General features: G+C 69.8%; 11 protein-coding genes. 6 read left to right on the forward strand and 5 right to left on the reverse strand.

Translation table 11 applies throughout. The features are described from left to right. The first annotated feature begins 298 nt into the window (after nucleotides 1–298). Entirely contained in the window at nucleotides 299–1,234 is a 936-nt protein-coding gene (locus PLE19_18630) for a uracil-DNA glycosylase (protein ID HPD16969.1), read from the forward strand. Between the two features lie 5 nt (nucleotides 1,235–1,239). Here the strand turns inward: PLE19_18630 and PLE19_18635 are convergent, their stop codons facing one another. After that, a complete protein-coding gene (locus PLE19_18635) occupies nucleotides 1,240–2,931 on the reverse strand; it encodes a glycosyltransferase family 39 protein (GenBank protein HPD16970.1) in 1,692 nt (563 codons plus the stop codon). A gap of 460 nt (nucleotides 2,932–3,391) precedes the next feature. Here PLE19_18635 and PLE19_18640 point away from each other — a divergent pair, with 460 nt between their 5' ends. The 5 genes from PLE19_18640 to PLE19_18660 all read left to right on the forward strand — a co-directional run bounded on the left by PLE19_18640 (nucleotide 3,392) and on the right by PLE19_18660 (nucleotide 10,496). Continuing rightward, nucleotides 3,392–4,048 (forward strand): helix-turn-helix domain-containing protein, encoded by a 657-nt coding sequence (locus tag PLE19_18640; GenBank protein ID HPD16971.1) that lies wholly within the window; start codon nucleotides 3,392–3,394, stop codon nucleotides 4,046–4,048. A 68-nt stretch (nucleotides 4,049–4,116) separates the two neighbouring features. Continuing rightward, nucleotides 4,117–5,481, forward strand: coding sequence for a TolC family protein (locus tag PLE19_18645; GenBank protein ID HPD16972.1), 1,365 nt, complete (start codon nucleotides 4,117–4,119; stop codon nucleotides 5,479–5,481). Continuing rightward, entirely contained in the window at nucleotides 5,478–6,917 is a 1,440-nt protein-coding gene (locus PLE19_18650) for an efflux RND transporter periplasmic adaptor subunit (protein ID HPD16973.1), read from the forward strand. Before PLE19_18645 ends, PLE19_18650 begins: the two co-directional genes overlap by 4 nt. A 67-nt stretch (nucleotides 6,918–6,984) precedes the next feature. Further along, nucleotides 6,985–10,095 (forward strand): efflux RND transporter permease subunit, encoded by a 3,111-nt coding sequence (locus tag PLE19_18655; GenBank protein ID HPD16974.1) that lies wholly within the window; start codon nucleotides 6,985–6,987, stop codon nucleotides 10,093–10,095. Nucleotides 10,096–10,205: 110 nt separating this feature from the next. Next, a complete protein-coding gene (locus tag PLE19_18660) occupies nucleotides 10,206–10,496 on the forward strand; it encodes a P-II family nitrogen regulator (protein ID HPD16975.1) in 291 nt (96 codons plus the stop codon). Nucleotides 10,497–10,509: 13 nt separating this feature from the next. Here PLE19_18660 and folE read toward each other — a convergent pair whose 3' ends face one another. The 4 genes from folE to cdaA form a co-directional block, all read right to left on the reverse strand. Then, nucleotides 10,510–11,076, reverse strand: a complete 567-nt coding sequence (gene folE, locus PLE19_18665) for a GTP cyclohydrolase I FolE (protein HPD16976.1) — start codon at nucleotides 11,074–11,076, stop codon at nucleotides 10,510–10,512. An 88-nt stretch (nucleotides 11,077–11,164) separates the two neighbouring features. Continuing rightward, nucleotides 11,165–11,902: a pyridoxine 5'-phosphate synthase gene (locus PLE19_18670; GenBank protein ID HPD16977.1), complete on the reverse strand. Its 738-nt coding sequence runs from the start codon at nucleotides 11,900–11,902 to the stop codon at nucleotides 11,165–11,167. Between the two features lie 11 nt (nucleotides 11,903–11,913). Beyond that, entirely contained in the window at nucleotides 11,914–13,578 is a 1,665-nt protein-coding gene (locus PLE19_18675; GenBank protein ID HPD16978.1) for a CdaR family protein, read from the reverse strand. Nucleotides 13,579–13,594: 16 nt separating this feature from the next. Beyond that, entirely contained in the window at nucleotides 13,595–14,365 is a 771-nt protein-coding gene (gene cdaA / locus PLE19_18680; protein HPD16979.1) for a diadenylate cyclase CdaA, read from the reverse strand. Nucleotides 14,366–14,578: the final 213 nt, after the last annotated feature.

Consider the following 14,578-nt stretch of genomic DNA (forward strand, 5'->3'; position numbering starts at 1 on the left):
CCGTCCCACGCTCCCCATCGGCGGCCGCGTGAGGATCGCTGGACCCTGGTGAGCCTGGCACAGGCCCCCCTGCCTTCGACCGACGTTGTGGGCGGCGTGTCCCCACGCCGCGATTGGCATGACGGGGCCTGGCCAGAGCGAGGCCAAGGGCACGTCCCGCCCACAGGCACAGCCCAAGGCGGCTGTGCGGCATCGAACCCGCTGCGCAGGGGCAGGGGCACCTGCCGTTCCTGGTCGCACCCGCGGTTGACCCTCCCGGCCGCGGGCGCTATACTGCGCGAGGAAAGGAGAGCGGCCAGTGGCCAAGGAGCCGGACGTACGCGAGGAGTACGCGGCGCTCGTGCGCGCCGCGGCCGCGCGCCTCGAACTGGAACAGGGCTTCGGCATAGACAGCGCCAGGCTGCCCGCCTTTGCGGCCTGTGCGGATGCCTCGGCGCCGCCCGCGGCGGCCTCGGCGGGGACAAGCCCCTCGACCCGAGCGGCCGCAAGGCCGCCGCGCCCTGCCGCGAAACCCGCGCGCCCCGCCGCGGCGCCCGTGGCCTTGCCGCCCCGGCACGTGGCCAGCACGCCGCCGCCCCCCGTGCAGGCCGCGCCCCTTCCGCCCGCCGAGAGCAGGGCGGGCCTCTTCGACGCCAGGAACTACGATTTCCCGATTCCCGAGGGGCTCTCGAAGGGCGAACAACTGGACTTCTTCGCCAAGACCATCGCGAACTGCAAGTTGTGCCGGCTCCACGAGGGCCGCACCCAGGTGGTCTTCGGCGTGGGGAACCCCGATGCCGACCTGATGTTCGTGGGCGAGGCGCCCGGCCACGACGAGGATATCCAGGGCGAGCCGTTCGTGGGGCGCGCCGACCAGCTCCTCACCCGGATCATCGAGGCGATGGGCTTCCGGCGGAGCGACGTCTACATCGGCAACGTCAACAAGTGCCGCCCGCCCAACAACCGCGCGCCATTGCCCGACGAGATGGACGCCTGCCGCCCCTTCCTCCTGCGGCAGATTGATATCATCCAGCCCAAGGTCCTCTGCCTCCTGGGCGCCACGGCGGTGCGCGGCCTGCTCCAGTCGAAGGAGAGCATCACGCGCCTCCGCGGCCAGTTCATCCGCTGGCGCGGCATCCTGGTGATGCCCACGTTCCACCCCGCCTACCTGCTGCGCAACCCCGCCGAGAAGCGCGTCGTGTGGGAAGACGTGCAGAAGGTGCGCGACGTGGTGCTGGGCAAGCTGGTGGTGTGAGGCCGTTACGGCTTGGCGTTGGTGAGCACGAAGATCTTGCGGTGCCCGACGCGCTCGTGCGCGACCTCGCGGAGGCCGAACTTCTCGATCATCCCCTGGAGCTGGACCTCGCGGCCCTCCTTGGCGATCAGCGACAGGGGCCTCCCCGCGCGGAGGGCCTCGCGCAACTGCTGCTCCGCGCTCGGGCCATCCTTCTCATCCCGGATCAGGCGAATCCCGGTGCGCCGGGTGAACAGGTTGTAGACGCCCGAGTAGTCGGACTGGTAGAAGATGATCTCGTAGGGCTCGCGAAGGTAGGGGCCGGCCTCCTCCACGAGGTCGCGGCCCGACTTGAAGCGGTTGAGGATCGGCGTGGCCAGCACGTCCACCACCAGCGACAGCGCGAGCATGGCGGCCACGGCGGCCGCCGCGCGGCGGCCCTCGCCGCGTCCGTCGCGCGGCGTCCGAAGCCCCCAGAAGCACGCGGCGAGGATCAGGCCGCCGCCGAGGCCCGCGCCGAGCCTCACGCCCGGGGTGATGGCCGCCCGCATCTCGGCCTGCACATCCGCGTCCGGAGTCCACCGCACCACCGTGGCGTTCGGCTCCAGGGCCGCCGCCACGAAGAAGATGCCCAGCAGGCCCACGAGCACAAACGTCGCCTTCCACAGACCGCGATGGCCCCCGAGCGCCACCAGCTCGCCCCGGAGCACCGCGACAAGGTACCGGGCACAGAGCAGGCCCACTGCGGGCACGAGGGGCAGCAGGTAGCGCTCGCGCTTGCCCGAGAACAGCGAGAAGAAGACAAGCACGCTGAGGAACCAGGCCACGCCCAGGAGGCCCACGGCGTCGCGCCGCGTGCGGCCCACCCTCATGCCCCAGAGCAGGCCGGGCACGAAGAGCAGGGTCCACGGCAGAAGGAAGACGGGTGCGTAGAGAAAGTAGAAGTAGAAGGGCTGCCAGTGGCTCGCCTCCTCGCCCATTCGTTGGGCCGTCTGCTGGAAGAGGAGGTCCTGCGTATAGGCCGCTCCCGCCTGGAGGCAGGCGGGGACGACCCACGCCGCGACGAGGGCGAGGCAGAGCGCCGCGCCGGCTGCGTGCCACCAGCCGCCCTTGTGCACCTCGCGGCGCCGAGCGTAGCCGTAGGCCAGGGGCACGAGCACGGCCACGGCGAGGCCGGGCGGCCCCTTCGTGAGCACGGCCAGCGCGGCGGCGGCATAGGCCGCGAGCCACCAGCGCCCGCGCCCGGGGCCGCCTTCGAAGGCGCGCACGGCGCACGCGACCGCCGCCGTGGTAAAAAACGTGAGCAGGGGGTCCAGCACGCCGAACTTGCAGATGAAACCGAAGAGCAGCGTCGTGAGCGTGACGAGGCCGGCCAGGAGGCCGGTCTCGGGCGCATGGAGCCGCCGGCCCAGGGCGTAGACGAGCAGGGCGGTGGCCGTGGCGGCGAGCAGCGAGACCATCCGGCCCGAGTTGAGCCCGTAACCCAGGCGCCAGAAGGTTGAGCCGAGCCAGTAGAAGACCGGCGGCTTGTCCGAGTACGGCTCGCCGTTGAGGTGCGGCACCAGGTAGTTGCCCAGCACCACCATCTCGCGGGCCACCTCGGTGGCCCGAGGCTCGTCAGGATTCCACGGGTCGCGGGTCAACAGCGATGGCGCGAACAAGAGCGCGCTGGCGGCCAGCAGGATCGCCACTGCCGGACCCGTTCGCCTCAGGACCACGTGCCTGCACTCCTGACTGCCGCGCCGCGAGCCGCTGCAATCACCATACCTCTAACCATCATACTAACATGCCGCTCTAGCGCAAGACCGGGGAAAGGGTGTGGGCCGGAATTGTAGGTGGCGGCGGGAGCTCCGAAGGAGCGAAATGGGATAGCCCAGGGCAACGCCCTGGGAACAAGACCGCCCCGCGGCAGCCCTGACAGGGCGGAATCGAGAGCTTCTATCTCGCCCCTTCAGGGCTGGACCCGTGGATCCCGCTGAACCCAGGGCGTTGCCCTGGGCTATCCCATGCGAGCCCTTCAGGCTCCAGAGACCATCACCCTGCCTACAATTCCGGCCCAGACCCCCGGGGAAATCGACCCTTGACAGAGCGGACCAGGCAGAGTATAATGAGGCAAGACTCATTAGATGAGCATATCCTCATCTCATGAAGTACGCCTCTGGTGATGAGGTGCCGAACATGGGAGCCGACGATTCGACGCAGGGGCTGAAGCGTAAGGAACGCGAGCGGCTGGCCCATCGCCAGGAGATTCTGGCGGCCGCGGAACGGGTCTTCGCGCGCAACGGTTACCGCGGCGCCACGGTCGAGCAGATTGCCCAGGAGGCCGAATTCGCCGTCGGCACGCTCTACAACTACTTCCCCAAGGGCAAGGAAGAGCTGTATGAGGAGGTGCTGGCCGGGCTGATCGAGGCGTCGCTGGCAACCTTCCGCGACACCGTGCTGAGCCAGGCCGACCCGGTGGCGGCGGTTGAGGCGCTCATCGAGTTTCGCGTGCGGATCCTCGACGAGCACAAGGGCTTTGCGCGCGTGGTGTTCCAGACGCCGCTGGCCGAGCAGAGCGACGCCTCGCTCGCCCTGCCGCAGCGGTGCCTGGCGCTCATCCAGGACGCCAAGGCGGCGTTCACCCGGGTGCTTGAGCGCGGGATCGTCGCCGGCGTGTTCGTGGACGTGGGGGCGGCCAACCTCGAGCTTTGCCTCCAGGGCATCCTGAACGCCTTCATCGCCAGGTGGCTGATTCACGAGACGCAAGAGCCCGTGGCTCAAAGGGTTGCGGCACTGCGGGCGATTGTGCTTCGCCTGCTTCTGGCCCGAGGGACTGATGGAGAACGACCTTGACGGCCATGTCGCGTGTACGCCTGCTGGCCCTGGCCTTGTCGGCCCTAGCCGTTGCGGCAGGCGGGTGCATGAACCTCAAACGCTTCCGGGCCGACGTGGCGGCCAGCCGCGAGGCGGCCCTCCAGGCCTGGCAGCAATCGCTGGCCGGGCACGACGACCCCTCGCGCCCCACGATTCGGGGCGACCTGTCGCTCGAGGCGGCCCAGATTCTCGCGATGGGCAACAGCAAGCAGCTCCTGGCCACGCTCCAGGAGAAGGAGATCGCGGCTGGCGCCCTCACGGAGGCCTGGTCCGCGCTGTACCCCACCGCGGCGCTCACGGGCACTTACACGCGGGTGGACCAGGTGTCGAGCTTCTCAGCCGGGCCGCAGACCATCACGATCGGCAGCCTCGACAACTACTCGTTCGCTCTGGCCCTCCGGCAGCCCGTCTTCCAGGGCGGCGCGATTCGGGCCGGCATCCGAGCCGCCAAGATCGCCACCCTCGTCGCCGACGAGCAGGTCCGCACCATCGTCCAGGCGGTCCTCTTCCAGACGCGCAAGGCCTACTACGACGTGCTGCTGGCCGTCGAACTGGTCAAGGTGAGCGAGCTGGACCTCGATCTCGCAAAGCGGCACCTGGACGACGTTGAGAAGCGCTTCAAGGCCGGCACCGCCAAGGAGTACGACGTGCTGCGCGCGCGGGTGGAGATCAGCAACATCGAGGCCGAGCTGATCGAGCGCCAGAACACCGAACGGCGGGGCCGGGCGCAACTGCTGCGCATCCTGGGGGTGGCGCAAGGCAGCCAGGTGACCCTCACGGGGAAGCTGGTGCACGAGGCGATCAGCCCCGAGCTCGAGGCGGCCGTGGGCAAGGCGTTCCGCCAGCGGCCCGAGCTGTTCCTCGCCGAGTTCGCCGTGCGCCTCCAGCATCAGCTCGTGCGTGTGGCCCGCGCCGGCTGGTTTCCCATGCTGAGCGTGTTCTTCACGGAGACGTACGCCAAGCCCGACCCGCACTCGATGACGAACATCCAGTGGAACGACGCCTGGACGGCCGGGACGAGCCTGGCGTGGACCCTGTTTGATGGCTTCAGGACCTCGGCCCGTGTGCGGCAGGAGCGCGCGCGGCTGCGCCAACGGGAGATCGCCTTGCTGGACGCCGAGGAGCAGGTGCTGCTCGAGGTGCAGGAGGCCCTCCTGAGCGTCGAGGACGCGGAGAAACTGGTCGTGTCGCAGTCGGCCAACATCGAGCGGGCGCGCGAGGGGTTGCGGCTGGCCGAGGTGGGCTACCGCGCGGGCGCGACCACCGAGGTGGAGGTGCTGGACGCGCGCCAGGCGCTCTCGAAGGCTCAGGCCCTCTACTACCAGGCGCTGTACGCTCACATGATGACTCGCCTCATGCTCGAGAAGGCGACCGGCGACCTCGAGTCGCGCGGAAAGGAAGCAGGCAGATGAAATCCGCGATGAAGGCTCTCAAGCTGCTGGCGTGGCTCGCCGTCGTCGGCGGCCTGGGCTACTGGGCCGCGGTGCGCGGCTACGCCCGCTACCAGGAGAAGATGGGGCAGGCGAAGGCGCCCGCCGACAAGGGGCCCTCCGGGCCGGTCCACACGACCGGCGTGAAGGCGCGGGCGCGCGACCTGCGCCGCGTGGCCATGCTCACGGGCACCGTGAAGCCGATGGCGGAGGTGCGCGTGATGTCGAAGGTCAGCGGCCGCCTCGACGCCCTGCGCCTGCCCGACGGCACGCCGATCGAGCTGGGCACCGTGATCGAGAGGAAAGACACCCCCATTGCCGTGATTGACCACGATGCCTACGTGGCGCAGGAGAAGCAGGCCGAGGCGACCGTGAAGGCGCTGGAGGCCGAGCTGGTGCGGGTGAACGCCAAAGCCCGTCCCGAGGAGCTCGCCATTGCGGAGGCCAACGTCAAGGCCGCGCAGGCCGCCCTCGAGAGCGCCCGGGCCGCCGTCGAGGGGGCCCGGGCCGCCGTCGCCCAGGCCCTCGCCATGCTCAGGAACGCCACCAGCGAGGTCGAGCGCATCCGGAGGCTCTTCGAGGAGAAGGTCGCCACGCAGCAGCAGCTCGACTCGGCGGAGGCCCAGTTCGCCGTTGCGCGCGAGCGGCATCAGGCCGAGCAGCAGCAGGTGCGCAGCGCCGAGCAACGGGTGCTGAGCGCCGAACAGCAGCTCCGGGCCGCGCAGGAGCAGCTCGCGCTCACCGAAAAGGGCGCCCGGCAGGAGGACCGCGAGGCCGTGGCGGCCAAGATCGAGCCCGCCAGGGCCGCCCTCGAACTCGCGCGGATCAACGTCAAGGAATCCACCATCCGGGCGCCCATCGCGGGCGTGGTGGCGGCCAAACACCTCGACGAAGGGAACATGGTCTCGCCGGTCACCCCCATCGTGACCCTGATGGATGTGGCCACCGTGAAGGTGGTCGTGGGCGTGGCCGAACGCGACCTGACGTTCGTGCGCGCGGGCGCGACCAAGGCGACCGTGACCGTGGACGCCTACGGCGGCGAGACCTTCGAGGGCACGGTGCAGAAGGTCAGCCCGGTCGTGGACGAGCGCACGCGCACCGTGGAGATCGAAGTCCACATTGCCAACGCCGACCGCCGGCTCAAGCCGGGCATGTTCACCCGCGTCGGGCTGCTCCTCGAGGAGCGCAAGGGGGCGACCACCATTCCCGACTATGCCATGCTGTGGGAGGACGAGAAGCCGTTCGCCGTGGTCGCCGAGGGCGGCAAGGCGCACCGCCGCGCCCTCAAGCTGGGCCTGGCGGAGGGCGCCATGGTGGAGGTGCTTGAAGGCGTGAGGCCCGGCGAAACGGTGCTCACGCGCGGCCACCACGGGCTCGAGGACGGCGCCCCTGTCACCGTGGAGGAGGAGGCGAAGTGAGCCGAAGCGAATCCCGATGGTCGCGCTTTCGCGCGAAAGCGCGACAATCGGCACAGGACGCCACGCCATGAAGCTCCCCGAGTTCTCGGTCCGCAATCCCGTCACCACGATGATGATCTTCTTCGCCATCCTGGTGATCGGCGCGTTCTGCCTCACGCAGCTCCCCATTGACCTCATGCCCGAGATGGAGCTGCCGGCCATCACCGTGCTCACCACGTATCCGGGCGCCGCGGCCGAGGACGTGGAAACCAAGGTCACCAAGCTCCTCGAAGACCGCATCTCGACCACCCCCGAGCTCAAGCACATCGTCTCGACCTCCAAGGAAGAGGTCTCGGTGATCCGCCTCATCTTCGAGTGGGGCACCGACCTCGACTCCCGTGCGAACGAGGTCCGCGACCGCATCGGCTTCGCCAAGATTCTGCTGCCCGACGACGTCGAGGACCCCCTGATCCTGAAGCTGGACATCGCGAACTTCCCGATCATGTTCTTCGGCGTGCTGGCCCGCGAGAGCTACGCGGACCTCTACAAGCTGATCGAGGACGAGATCGTGGACCCCCTGAAGCGCCTGCCCGGCGTCGGCGCCGTGGTCATCCGGGGTTCCACCAACCGCCAGGTGAACATCCAGTTCGACCGCCAACGCCTGGCCAGCTACGGGCTGACGCCGCAGGACGTCGTGCGCGCGGTGAACCTCGAGAACCAGACCATCCCCGGGGGCAACGTGAAGCAGGGCCTCACCGACTACCTGATCCGCGTGCCCGGCGAGTTCAAGGACGTGGAGCCGATGAAGCGCATCGTGCTCAAGGCCACGAACGGCTCCGTGGTGCGCCTGGGCGACGTGGCGACCGTCGAGTGGGGCTTCAAGGAGGAGACCCAGCAGGTGCGCGTCAACGGCCAGCGCGGCCTGCTCTTCATGGTCCAGAAGCAGTCGGGCGCCAACACCGTGAAGGTCGCGCGCTCGGTCAACGCGCGCATCCCCGAGCTCCAGAAGCGCCTGCCCGCCGACGTGAAGATCAGCCTGCTGATGGACTCGTCGGCCGACATCGAGCGGTCCATCACCGACCTGAAGGACGCGCTGCTGATCGGCGGCGGGCTCACGATCGCGGCCGTGCTGGTGTTCCTGCGCAGTGTGAGCGGCACCTTTGTGATCACCCTCAGCATGCCGTTCTCGCTCATCCTCACCTTCATCCTGGCCTTCTTCTTCGGCTACACGATCAACATGATGACGCTCTTCGGCATGATCATCGCCGTGGGCATGGTGGTGGACAACGCGATCGTGATCCTGGAGAACGTCACGCGCCACCGCGAGGAAGGCGAAGAGGCGCGCGAGGCCGCCATCTACGGCGCCTCCGAGGTGGCTATGCCCATCGTGGCCTCCACCATCACCACGCTGTGCATCTTCTTCCCCATCATCTTCGTCAAGGGCGTGACGCGCATCTTCTTCACCGAGTTCGCGGCCATCGTGGCCATCGTGCTGCTGGGCTCGCTGTTCTCGGCGCTCACGCTCACGCCCATGCTGGCCTCGAAGTTCCTGCGCAAGGGCGTGCGCGGCGAGCGGCCCGGCCTGGGGTTCCGGCTGTTCGAGAGCGGCTTCAACATCCTCCAGGCCTGGTACGACACGGCTCTGGCCTGGTCGCTGCGCCACCGCGCCCTCGTCATCCTCGCCGCCGTGGCCATGCTGGCCGGCAGCGTGTTCCTCGTGCCCCTGATCGGCTCGGAGTTCGTGCCCGAGGAGGACCGCGCCCAGCTCCGCGGCATCGTGCACATGCCCGTGGGCACGCGCGTCGAAGAGACCGCTCGCATCATGCGGGCCATGGAACAGATCGTGCTCGAGGAGGTGGCGCCCCAGGAGCGCCAGATGACCTACTGGCGCTGCGGCCAGAGCGAGGAGGGCGTGCAGAGCGTCTTCGGCGAGGAGGGCTCGCACATCGGCGAGTTCGGCGCCAGCCTGGTGCCCATCAATCGGCGGCAACGGTCCGTCAAGGAGATCGCCCAGGCCGTGCGCCGCCGCATCGAGGCCGTCAAGAACACCCTCGGCATCTACAAGTACCGCCTCGACACCGGCGACTGGATGTCGCAGCTCATCATGGGGGGCGGCATGCCGCTGAGCGTCGAGATTCTCGGCGACGACCTGGCGGTCACCGACGCCCTGGCCGCGCAGGTCAAGGCCATCGCGGCCGAGGTGCCGGGGATCGTGGATGTGAGCATCTCGCGCCTGAAGGGCAAGCCCGAGTTCCAGGTGACGGTGGACCGCGACCGGGCGTCGGCCCTGGGCCTCAACGTGTACGACATCGCCGACACGATCCGCGCCTCCTTCTACGGGCGCGTGGCCAGCAAGTACCGCATCGCGGGCGACGAGTACGACATCTTCGTGCGGCTCATGGAGAAGGACCGCGGCACGTTCGAGGACATCGCCCTCACGCCCGTGCGCCTGCCGGGCGGGGGCCTGGTGCAGGTGGGCAACCTGGCCACGGTGCACCTCGAGCGCGGCCCGGTGGAGATCGAGCGCAAGGACCAGAGCCGCCTCGTGACCGTGGGCGGGAACTTCCAGGGCCGCTCGGCCGGCGAGGCCGTGGCCGACCTCGAGAAGAGGCTCGCCTCGCTGAACGTGCCCCAGGGCGTCGAGATCCGGTTCGCCGGCCAGGCGGAGGAGCAGCGCGAGAGCTTCTTCTGGCTCACCCTGGCCCTCGTCATCGGCATCCTGCTCGTCTACATGGTCATGGCCTCGCAGTTCGAGTCGCTGCTCGACCCCTTCGTCATCATGTTCTCGGTGCCGTTCGCCTTCGTCGGGGTGATCTGGGGCATCTTCCTGGCGGGGCACAACCTGAGCATCATCGTCTTCATCGGCCTGCTGCTGCTCGTGGGCGTGGTGGTGAACAACGCGATCGTGCTGGTGGACTATGCGAACCTGCTGCGCGCCCGCGGGCACGAGCTGTTCGACGCGATTCGCCTGGCCGGCCGCACGCGGCTGCGCCCCGTGCTGATGACCGCCGTCACCACCATCGTGGCCCTGATCCCGATGGCGTTCGGGGGAGGGCAGGGCGCCGAGATCTGGAACCCGCTGGGCATGACCGTGTTCGCGGGGCTCACGGTCTCCACCGTGCTCACGCTCATCTTCGTGCCGATCCTCTACACCATCTTCGAGCGCCGCGGCCACGCGCGCCGCGAGGAGGGCGCATGAGAGACGGTTGGATGAATGGATGAGTGGATGATTGGATGGGGGAAGGGCCGCTTCTTCTCCGGCACTCACTCGCCCATCCTTACATCCCCTGACCCTTCAGGAGCCCGCCCGTGAAACTCATCTTCATCGCCTACGACGAGGCGCACGACCGGCAGGTCTTGCAGGTGCTCCACGACGCCGGGGTGGAGAGCTACACGCGGTGGCTCGAGGTGCAGGGCCGCGGCAGGTCGGGCGGGCCGCACCTGGGCACGCCCGTGTGGCCCAAGCGCAACCACGCCCTCGTCGTCGCCGTCGAGGATGAGCAAGCCGCCCGGATTGTGGAGGCGATCCGCTCCCTGCGCCAGACCCTCACCCTGAAGGGCCTCAAGGCCTTCGTGCTGCCCCTGGAAGAGGCCACCTGAGCGGCGCGCGGCCTCAGAGCCCGCGGTCGTGCAGCAGCGCCATGGCCTCGGCTCGGGTGGCGGCGTTCTCGCGGAAGAGCCCGCGCACCACCGAGGTCACGGTGCGCGAGCCGGGCGCGCGCACGCCGCGCATGGTCATGCACAGGTGTTCCGCCTCGATCACCACGAGCACGCCCTTGGGCTTGAGGGCCCGGACGAGCGAGTCGGCCACCTGGGCCGTGAGGCGCTCCTGGAGCTGGAGGCGCCGGGCATGCACCTCCACGATGCGGGCCAGCTTGCTGATGCCGCACAGGCGCTTGCCGTCGGGCAGGTAGGCCACGTGGGCCTTGCCGAAAAACGGCAGCAGGTGGTGCTCGCAGGTGGAGTAGAAGGGGATGTCGCGCACCAGCACGATCTCGTCGTGGTGCTCCGCGTGGAAGTGACGGAAGATCGCCTTGGGGTCGGCCGTGTAGCCTGCGAAGACCTCCGCGCACATGGCCGCCACGCGCTCGGGCGTGCGGCGCAGGCCGGGGCGGTCGGGGTCGTCGCCGATGCCCTCGAGGTACAGGCGAATCGCTTGCTTGATCTTCTCGCTGTCCATACCGGTCCTCGACTGCTGGGAGGCGGTGATTCGCGACGCGTAAGGCGTGAGGCGTGACGGCAGAAGACGGGCCGCGGGTTCCTCCTGGTCACGCGCCGGGGTTGGTCCTCGCCTCGAGTATCAGGTCCTTCATTTCCCGCACGGCTTCTCGCATGCCGAGGAACAGGGCGCGGCCGACGATGCTGTGGCCGATGTAGAGGCCGGTGATCTGCGGGATCCGCGCGACGGGCTGGACATTGCGGACGTTGAGGCCGTGGCCCGCGTGGACGCCGAGGCCGAGCGCCGCGGCGGCGGCGGCGCCCTCGGCGAGGCGCCGGAGCTGGGGGGCGCGCTCCGCGGCGGTGCGGCCGTGGGCGTACTCGCCCGTGTGCAGCTCGACGAAGTCGGCCTCCAGGCGCTTCGCGAGCCGGATCTGCGCCGCGTCGGGATCAATGAAGAAGCTGACCCGGATGCCCGCCTTGCGGAAGCGCGCGACCGCGCGGCGAAGGGCCGCCTGGCGGCGGCGCAGGTCGAGCCCGCCCTCGGTGGTGATCTCCTCGCGGCGCTCGGGCACGAGCGTCACGAGGTCGGGCCTCACCTCCAGGGCGAGGCGGACGATCGGCTCGGTGCAGGCCATCTCGAGGTTGAACTCGCCGCGCACGGTCTCGCGCAGGAGCCGCACGTCGCGGTCCTGCGCGTGGCGGCGGTCCTCGCGCAGGTGCACGGTGATGCCGTCGGCGCCGCCCAGCTCGGCCAGCACGGCGGCCGCCACGGGGTCGGGCTCGGCGATGCGGCGGGCCTGCCGCACGGTGGCCACGTGGTCAATGTTCACGCTCAGCTCGATCATGGTCGCACGCCTCATTGCTTCTGGCCCGGGGCCTCGACGCCGCGCTCGGGCGGCGGAAAGTCAATCTTGATCGAGATCGGCTTCGTGTCGGGCGCCAGGCGCACCTGGGAGTCGCGGATGTGGAACTCGACGTTGCGGAGCGTGGGCCGCAGGTCGGCCGCGCCCGTGAGGTCGAGCAGCACGAAGGCCGTCACGTCGTCGGCCCCGAAGTGCTCCATGCGCGAGCGCGGCCCCACGAAGGCCACCGGGCCGACCGTGCGCGGCGAGGTCTCGATCCGCACGTTGAGCGCCACCTCGGGCCGCACGAGCACGTGCACGGGGAGGCCCGTGAGCGTCTTCTCCTCGCGCCGCTCGGCCACCGCGATCACCACGTCCACGAGCTGCTGCGAGGGCTCGATCCGCACGCCGCGGAACGGCTCCGCGTCCACGGTCTCGACCAGGCGCACGGTGCGGCGCAGCCGCTCGCGCAGGCCGGTGACGGCCACGGGCATGGTGTCCACGGCCTTGAGCTCCTTGAGCACGGTTTCCGGCCCGCGGACCGTCACCTTGTCGGGCACGACGGTGACCTCGCTGACCTCGTAGTCCTCGGCCGGCACGCCTTCGCGCACGGGCCTGACGGGCAGGGTGCGGGTGCCGACGCGGTCGAGGGTGAGGGGGATGGCTCGGGGCCGGACCTCGAGGAGTTCGACCTCGCGGGCGAGGGGCGCCGAGAGCCCGGCGGGGGTGAGCTGGCGGATGTTCTCGCGCCGGAGGAACACGGTCGTCACCTCGGTGCCGCGCGCGGGGGCCTGGGCGCCCTCGAGGCTCACCTCGGCCACGAGGCTGGGCGCGTCAATCTCGCGCACGACCTGGCGCGGACCGCTGAGGCGGACGGCGACCTCGCGCACCTCCTCCTTGACGACGGCCACGGTGCCGGGCACCACGGTGAGCCGCACCGGCACGCGCTCGATCGTCTTCTCCTCCGGCGTCGCCACGACGTCCAGCACCACGTCCACGCTCTCCGGCTCGGTGGCGATGGGCGCCGTTTGGAACTCGGGGTTCACCACCTGGCGCTGGAGCGCCACGCGGCGCTGGAGGCGCTCGCGCAAGCCGTCCACGCGGATCGGCTCGGTGCGAATCGTGCTCAGGCGCTGGAGGAGGCGGAAGGCGCCGCGCACTTTGACCTTGGGCGGCTGCACGGTCTTCTTCAGGGTGAGGCCGGCGCCTGGCTCGCCCTCGGTGACGACCTCGACGTCGAGGAGCACCTCGCGCACGCGGTCGAGGGTGAGCTCGGCCACGTCCGGCTCGGCCCGCACGAGCACGAGTCCGGCCGGCAGCCGCTCGGCGGTCTCGGCGTCGCGGCCCGAGCGCACGTGGTGCGTGGCCAGGGGCACGCGGAGCTGGAGCTCGCCGCCGCTCAGTTCCTGGGCCTTGAGGTCCACCACCACGAACAGCTCGTCGGTCTTCAACGTATCCAGGTCGCGGCGCGGGCCGCGGAGCACCAGGTTCACCGTCCGCGTCACCAGGGGGCCCAGGGCGACGTCCTGCGGCGGGTTGATGGCGCGGACGACGACGCCGACGAAGCGGCGCTCGTCAATGCCCGCGGTGATGCCGTAGTACCAGGTCGCGGCCGCGAGCAGGAGCGCGGCGAGCTTGAGGTCGAGGTGCCGCAGCAGGGCTCGAAAGAGGGACCGCATGCGGGCCGCGCCTCCTTCAGGTGGTGGCCGGGGCCAGGATGCCCCGCAGAATCGTCCGCAGGTTCTCGGGGTCCAGGCCCCGCGACAGTTTGCCCTTGATCGCCAGCGAGATGCTGCCGGTCTCCTCGGAGACAACGATGGCGATCGCGTCGCTGTCCTCGGTGACGCCGATGGCGGCGCGGTGCCGGGTGCCGAAGCCGCTGCCCGCTTCCACGTTCTCGGTGAGCGGGAAGAGGCAGCCGGCGGCCACGATCCGGTCGCCCTGGATGATCACCGCGCCGTCGTGCAGCGGTGTGTTCGGGTTGAAGATGGTGACCAGCAGGGCCGACGTGACGTCGGCATCGAGGCGCACGCCGCCCTCCATGTAGCTGCGGAGGCTCACGTCGCGCTCGATGGCGATGAGGGCGCCCACCTGGTCGCGGCTCAGGGTGGCGGCGGCCTCCACCACGTGGTCGGTCACCTCCTTCTCCGCGCGCGCGAGGAACCCGAAGAGCGGGGCCTGGCCCAGGCGCACCAGCGCGCGGCGCAGCTCGGGCTGGAAGATCACCAGCAGGGCGAAGCCGAACAGCGCCACCACCTCGGTGGCGATGCCGCCGATCACCTGGAGGTTCAGGAAGCGGGCCAGGAAGAGCACGCCGAGGAGGCCCACGACCACCACCAGGCCCAGCCCCTTGAGAATGCCCGCCCCGCGGCTGCCGCGCACGAAGCGCAGCATGACGTAGTACATCAGCGCCAGCAGCACGATCTCGATGCCGGCGCGCCACGTCAGGTATTGCAGCGGATTCATGGCGACCCACCTCGATGGCGCTCTCGCGGCGATTATAGCACATCTCCTTACTCGTTCAAACCTCTCTGTGCCCGCCGGGGATGGGAACAAGAAGGGTGAGCGCTGGGGGTCTTACCCTCCCGAACGTGTCGGAACGTTCGGGAGGGTGTGGCTCGCGGGTCGGTCACAGGCGCGGAATCTGCCCCTGGCGAAGGCGAGAGTCCCCATCGCCAC

This window comes from Planctomycetota bacterium, assembly GCA_035384565.1.
Classification (GTDB): domain Bacteria; phylum Planctomycetota; class PUPC01; order DSUN01; family DSUN01; genus DAOOIT01.

Excerpts from the sequence above, each read along its gene's own strand:
- PLE19_18640 (HPD16971.1), top strand. The coding sequence starts at position 3,392 with ATGGGAGCCGACGATTCGACGCAGGGGCTGAAGCGTAAGGAACGCGAG.
- PLE19_18645 (HPD16972.1), top strand. The coding sequence starts at position 4,117 with ATGAACCTCAAACGCTTCCGGGCCGACGTGGCGGCCAGCCGCGAGGCG.
- PLE19_18650 (HPD16973.1), top strand. The coding sequence starts at position 5,478 with ATGAAATCCGCGATGAAGGCTCTCAAGCTGCTGGCGTGGCTCGCCGTC.
- PLE19_18655 (HPD16974.1), top strand. The coding sequence starts at position 6,985 with ATGAAGCTCCCCGAGTTCTCGGTCCGCAATCCCGTCACCACGATGATG.
- folE (HPD16976.1), bottom strand. The coding sequence starts at position 11,076 with ATGGACAGCGAGAAGATCAAGCAAGCGATTCGCCTGTACCTCGAGGGC.
- PLE19_18670 (HPD16977.1), bottom strand. The coding sequence starts at position 11,902 with ATGATCGAGCTGAGCGTGAACATTGACCACGTGGCCACCGTGCGGCAG.
- PLE19_18675 (HPD16978.1), bottom strand. The coding sequence starts at position 13,578 with ATGCGGTCCCTCTTTCGAGCCCTGCTGCGGCACCTCGACCTCAAGCTC.
- cdaA (HPD16979.1), bottom strand. The coding sequence starts at position 14,365 with ATGAATCCGCTGCAATACCTGACGTGGCGCGCCGGCATCGAGATCGTG.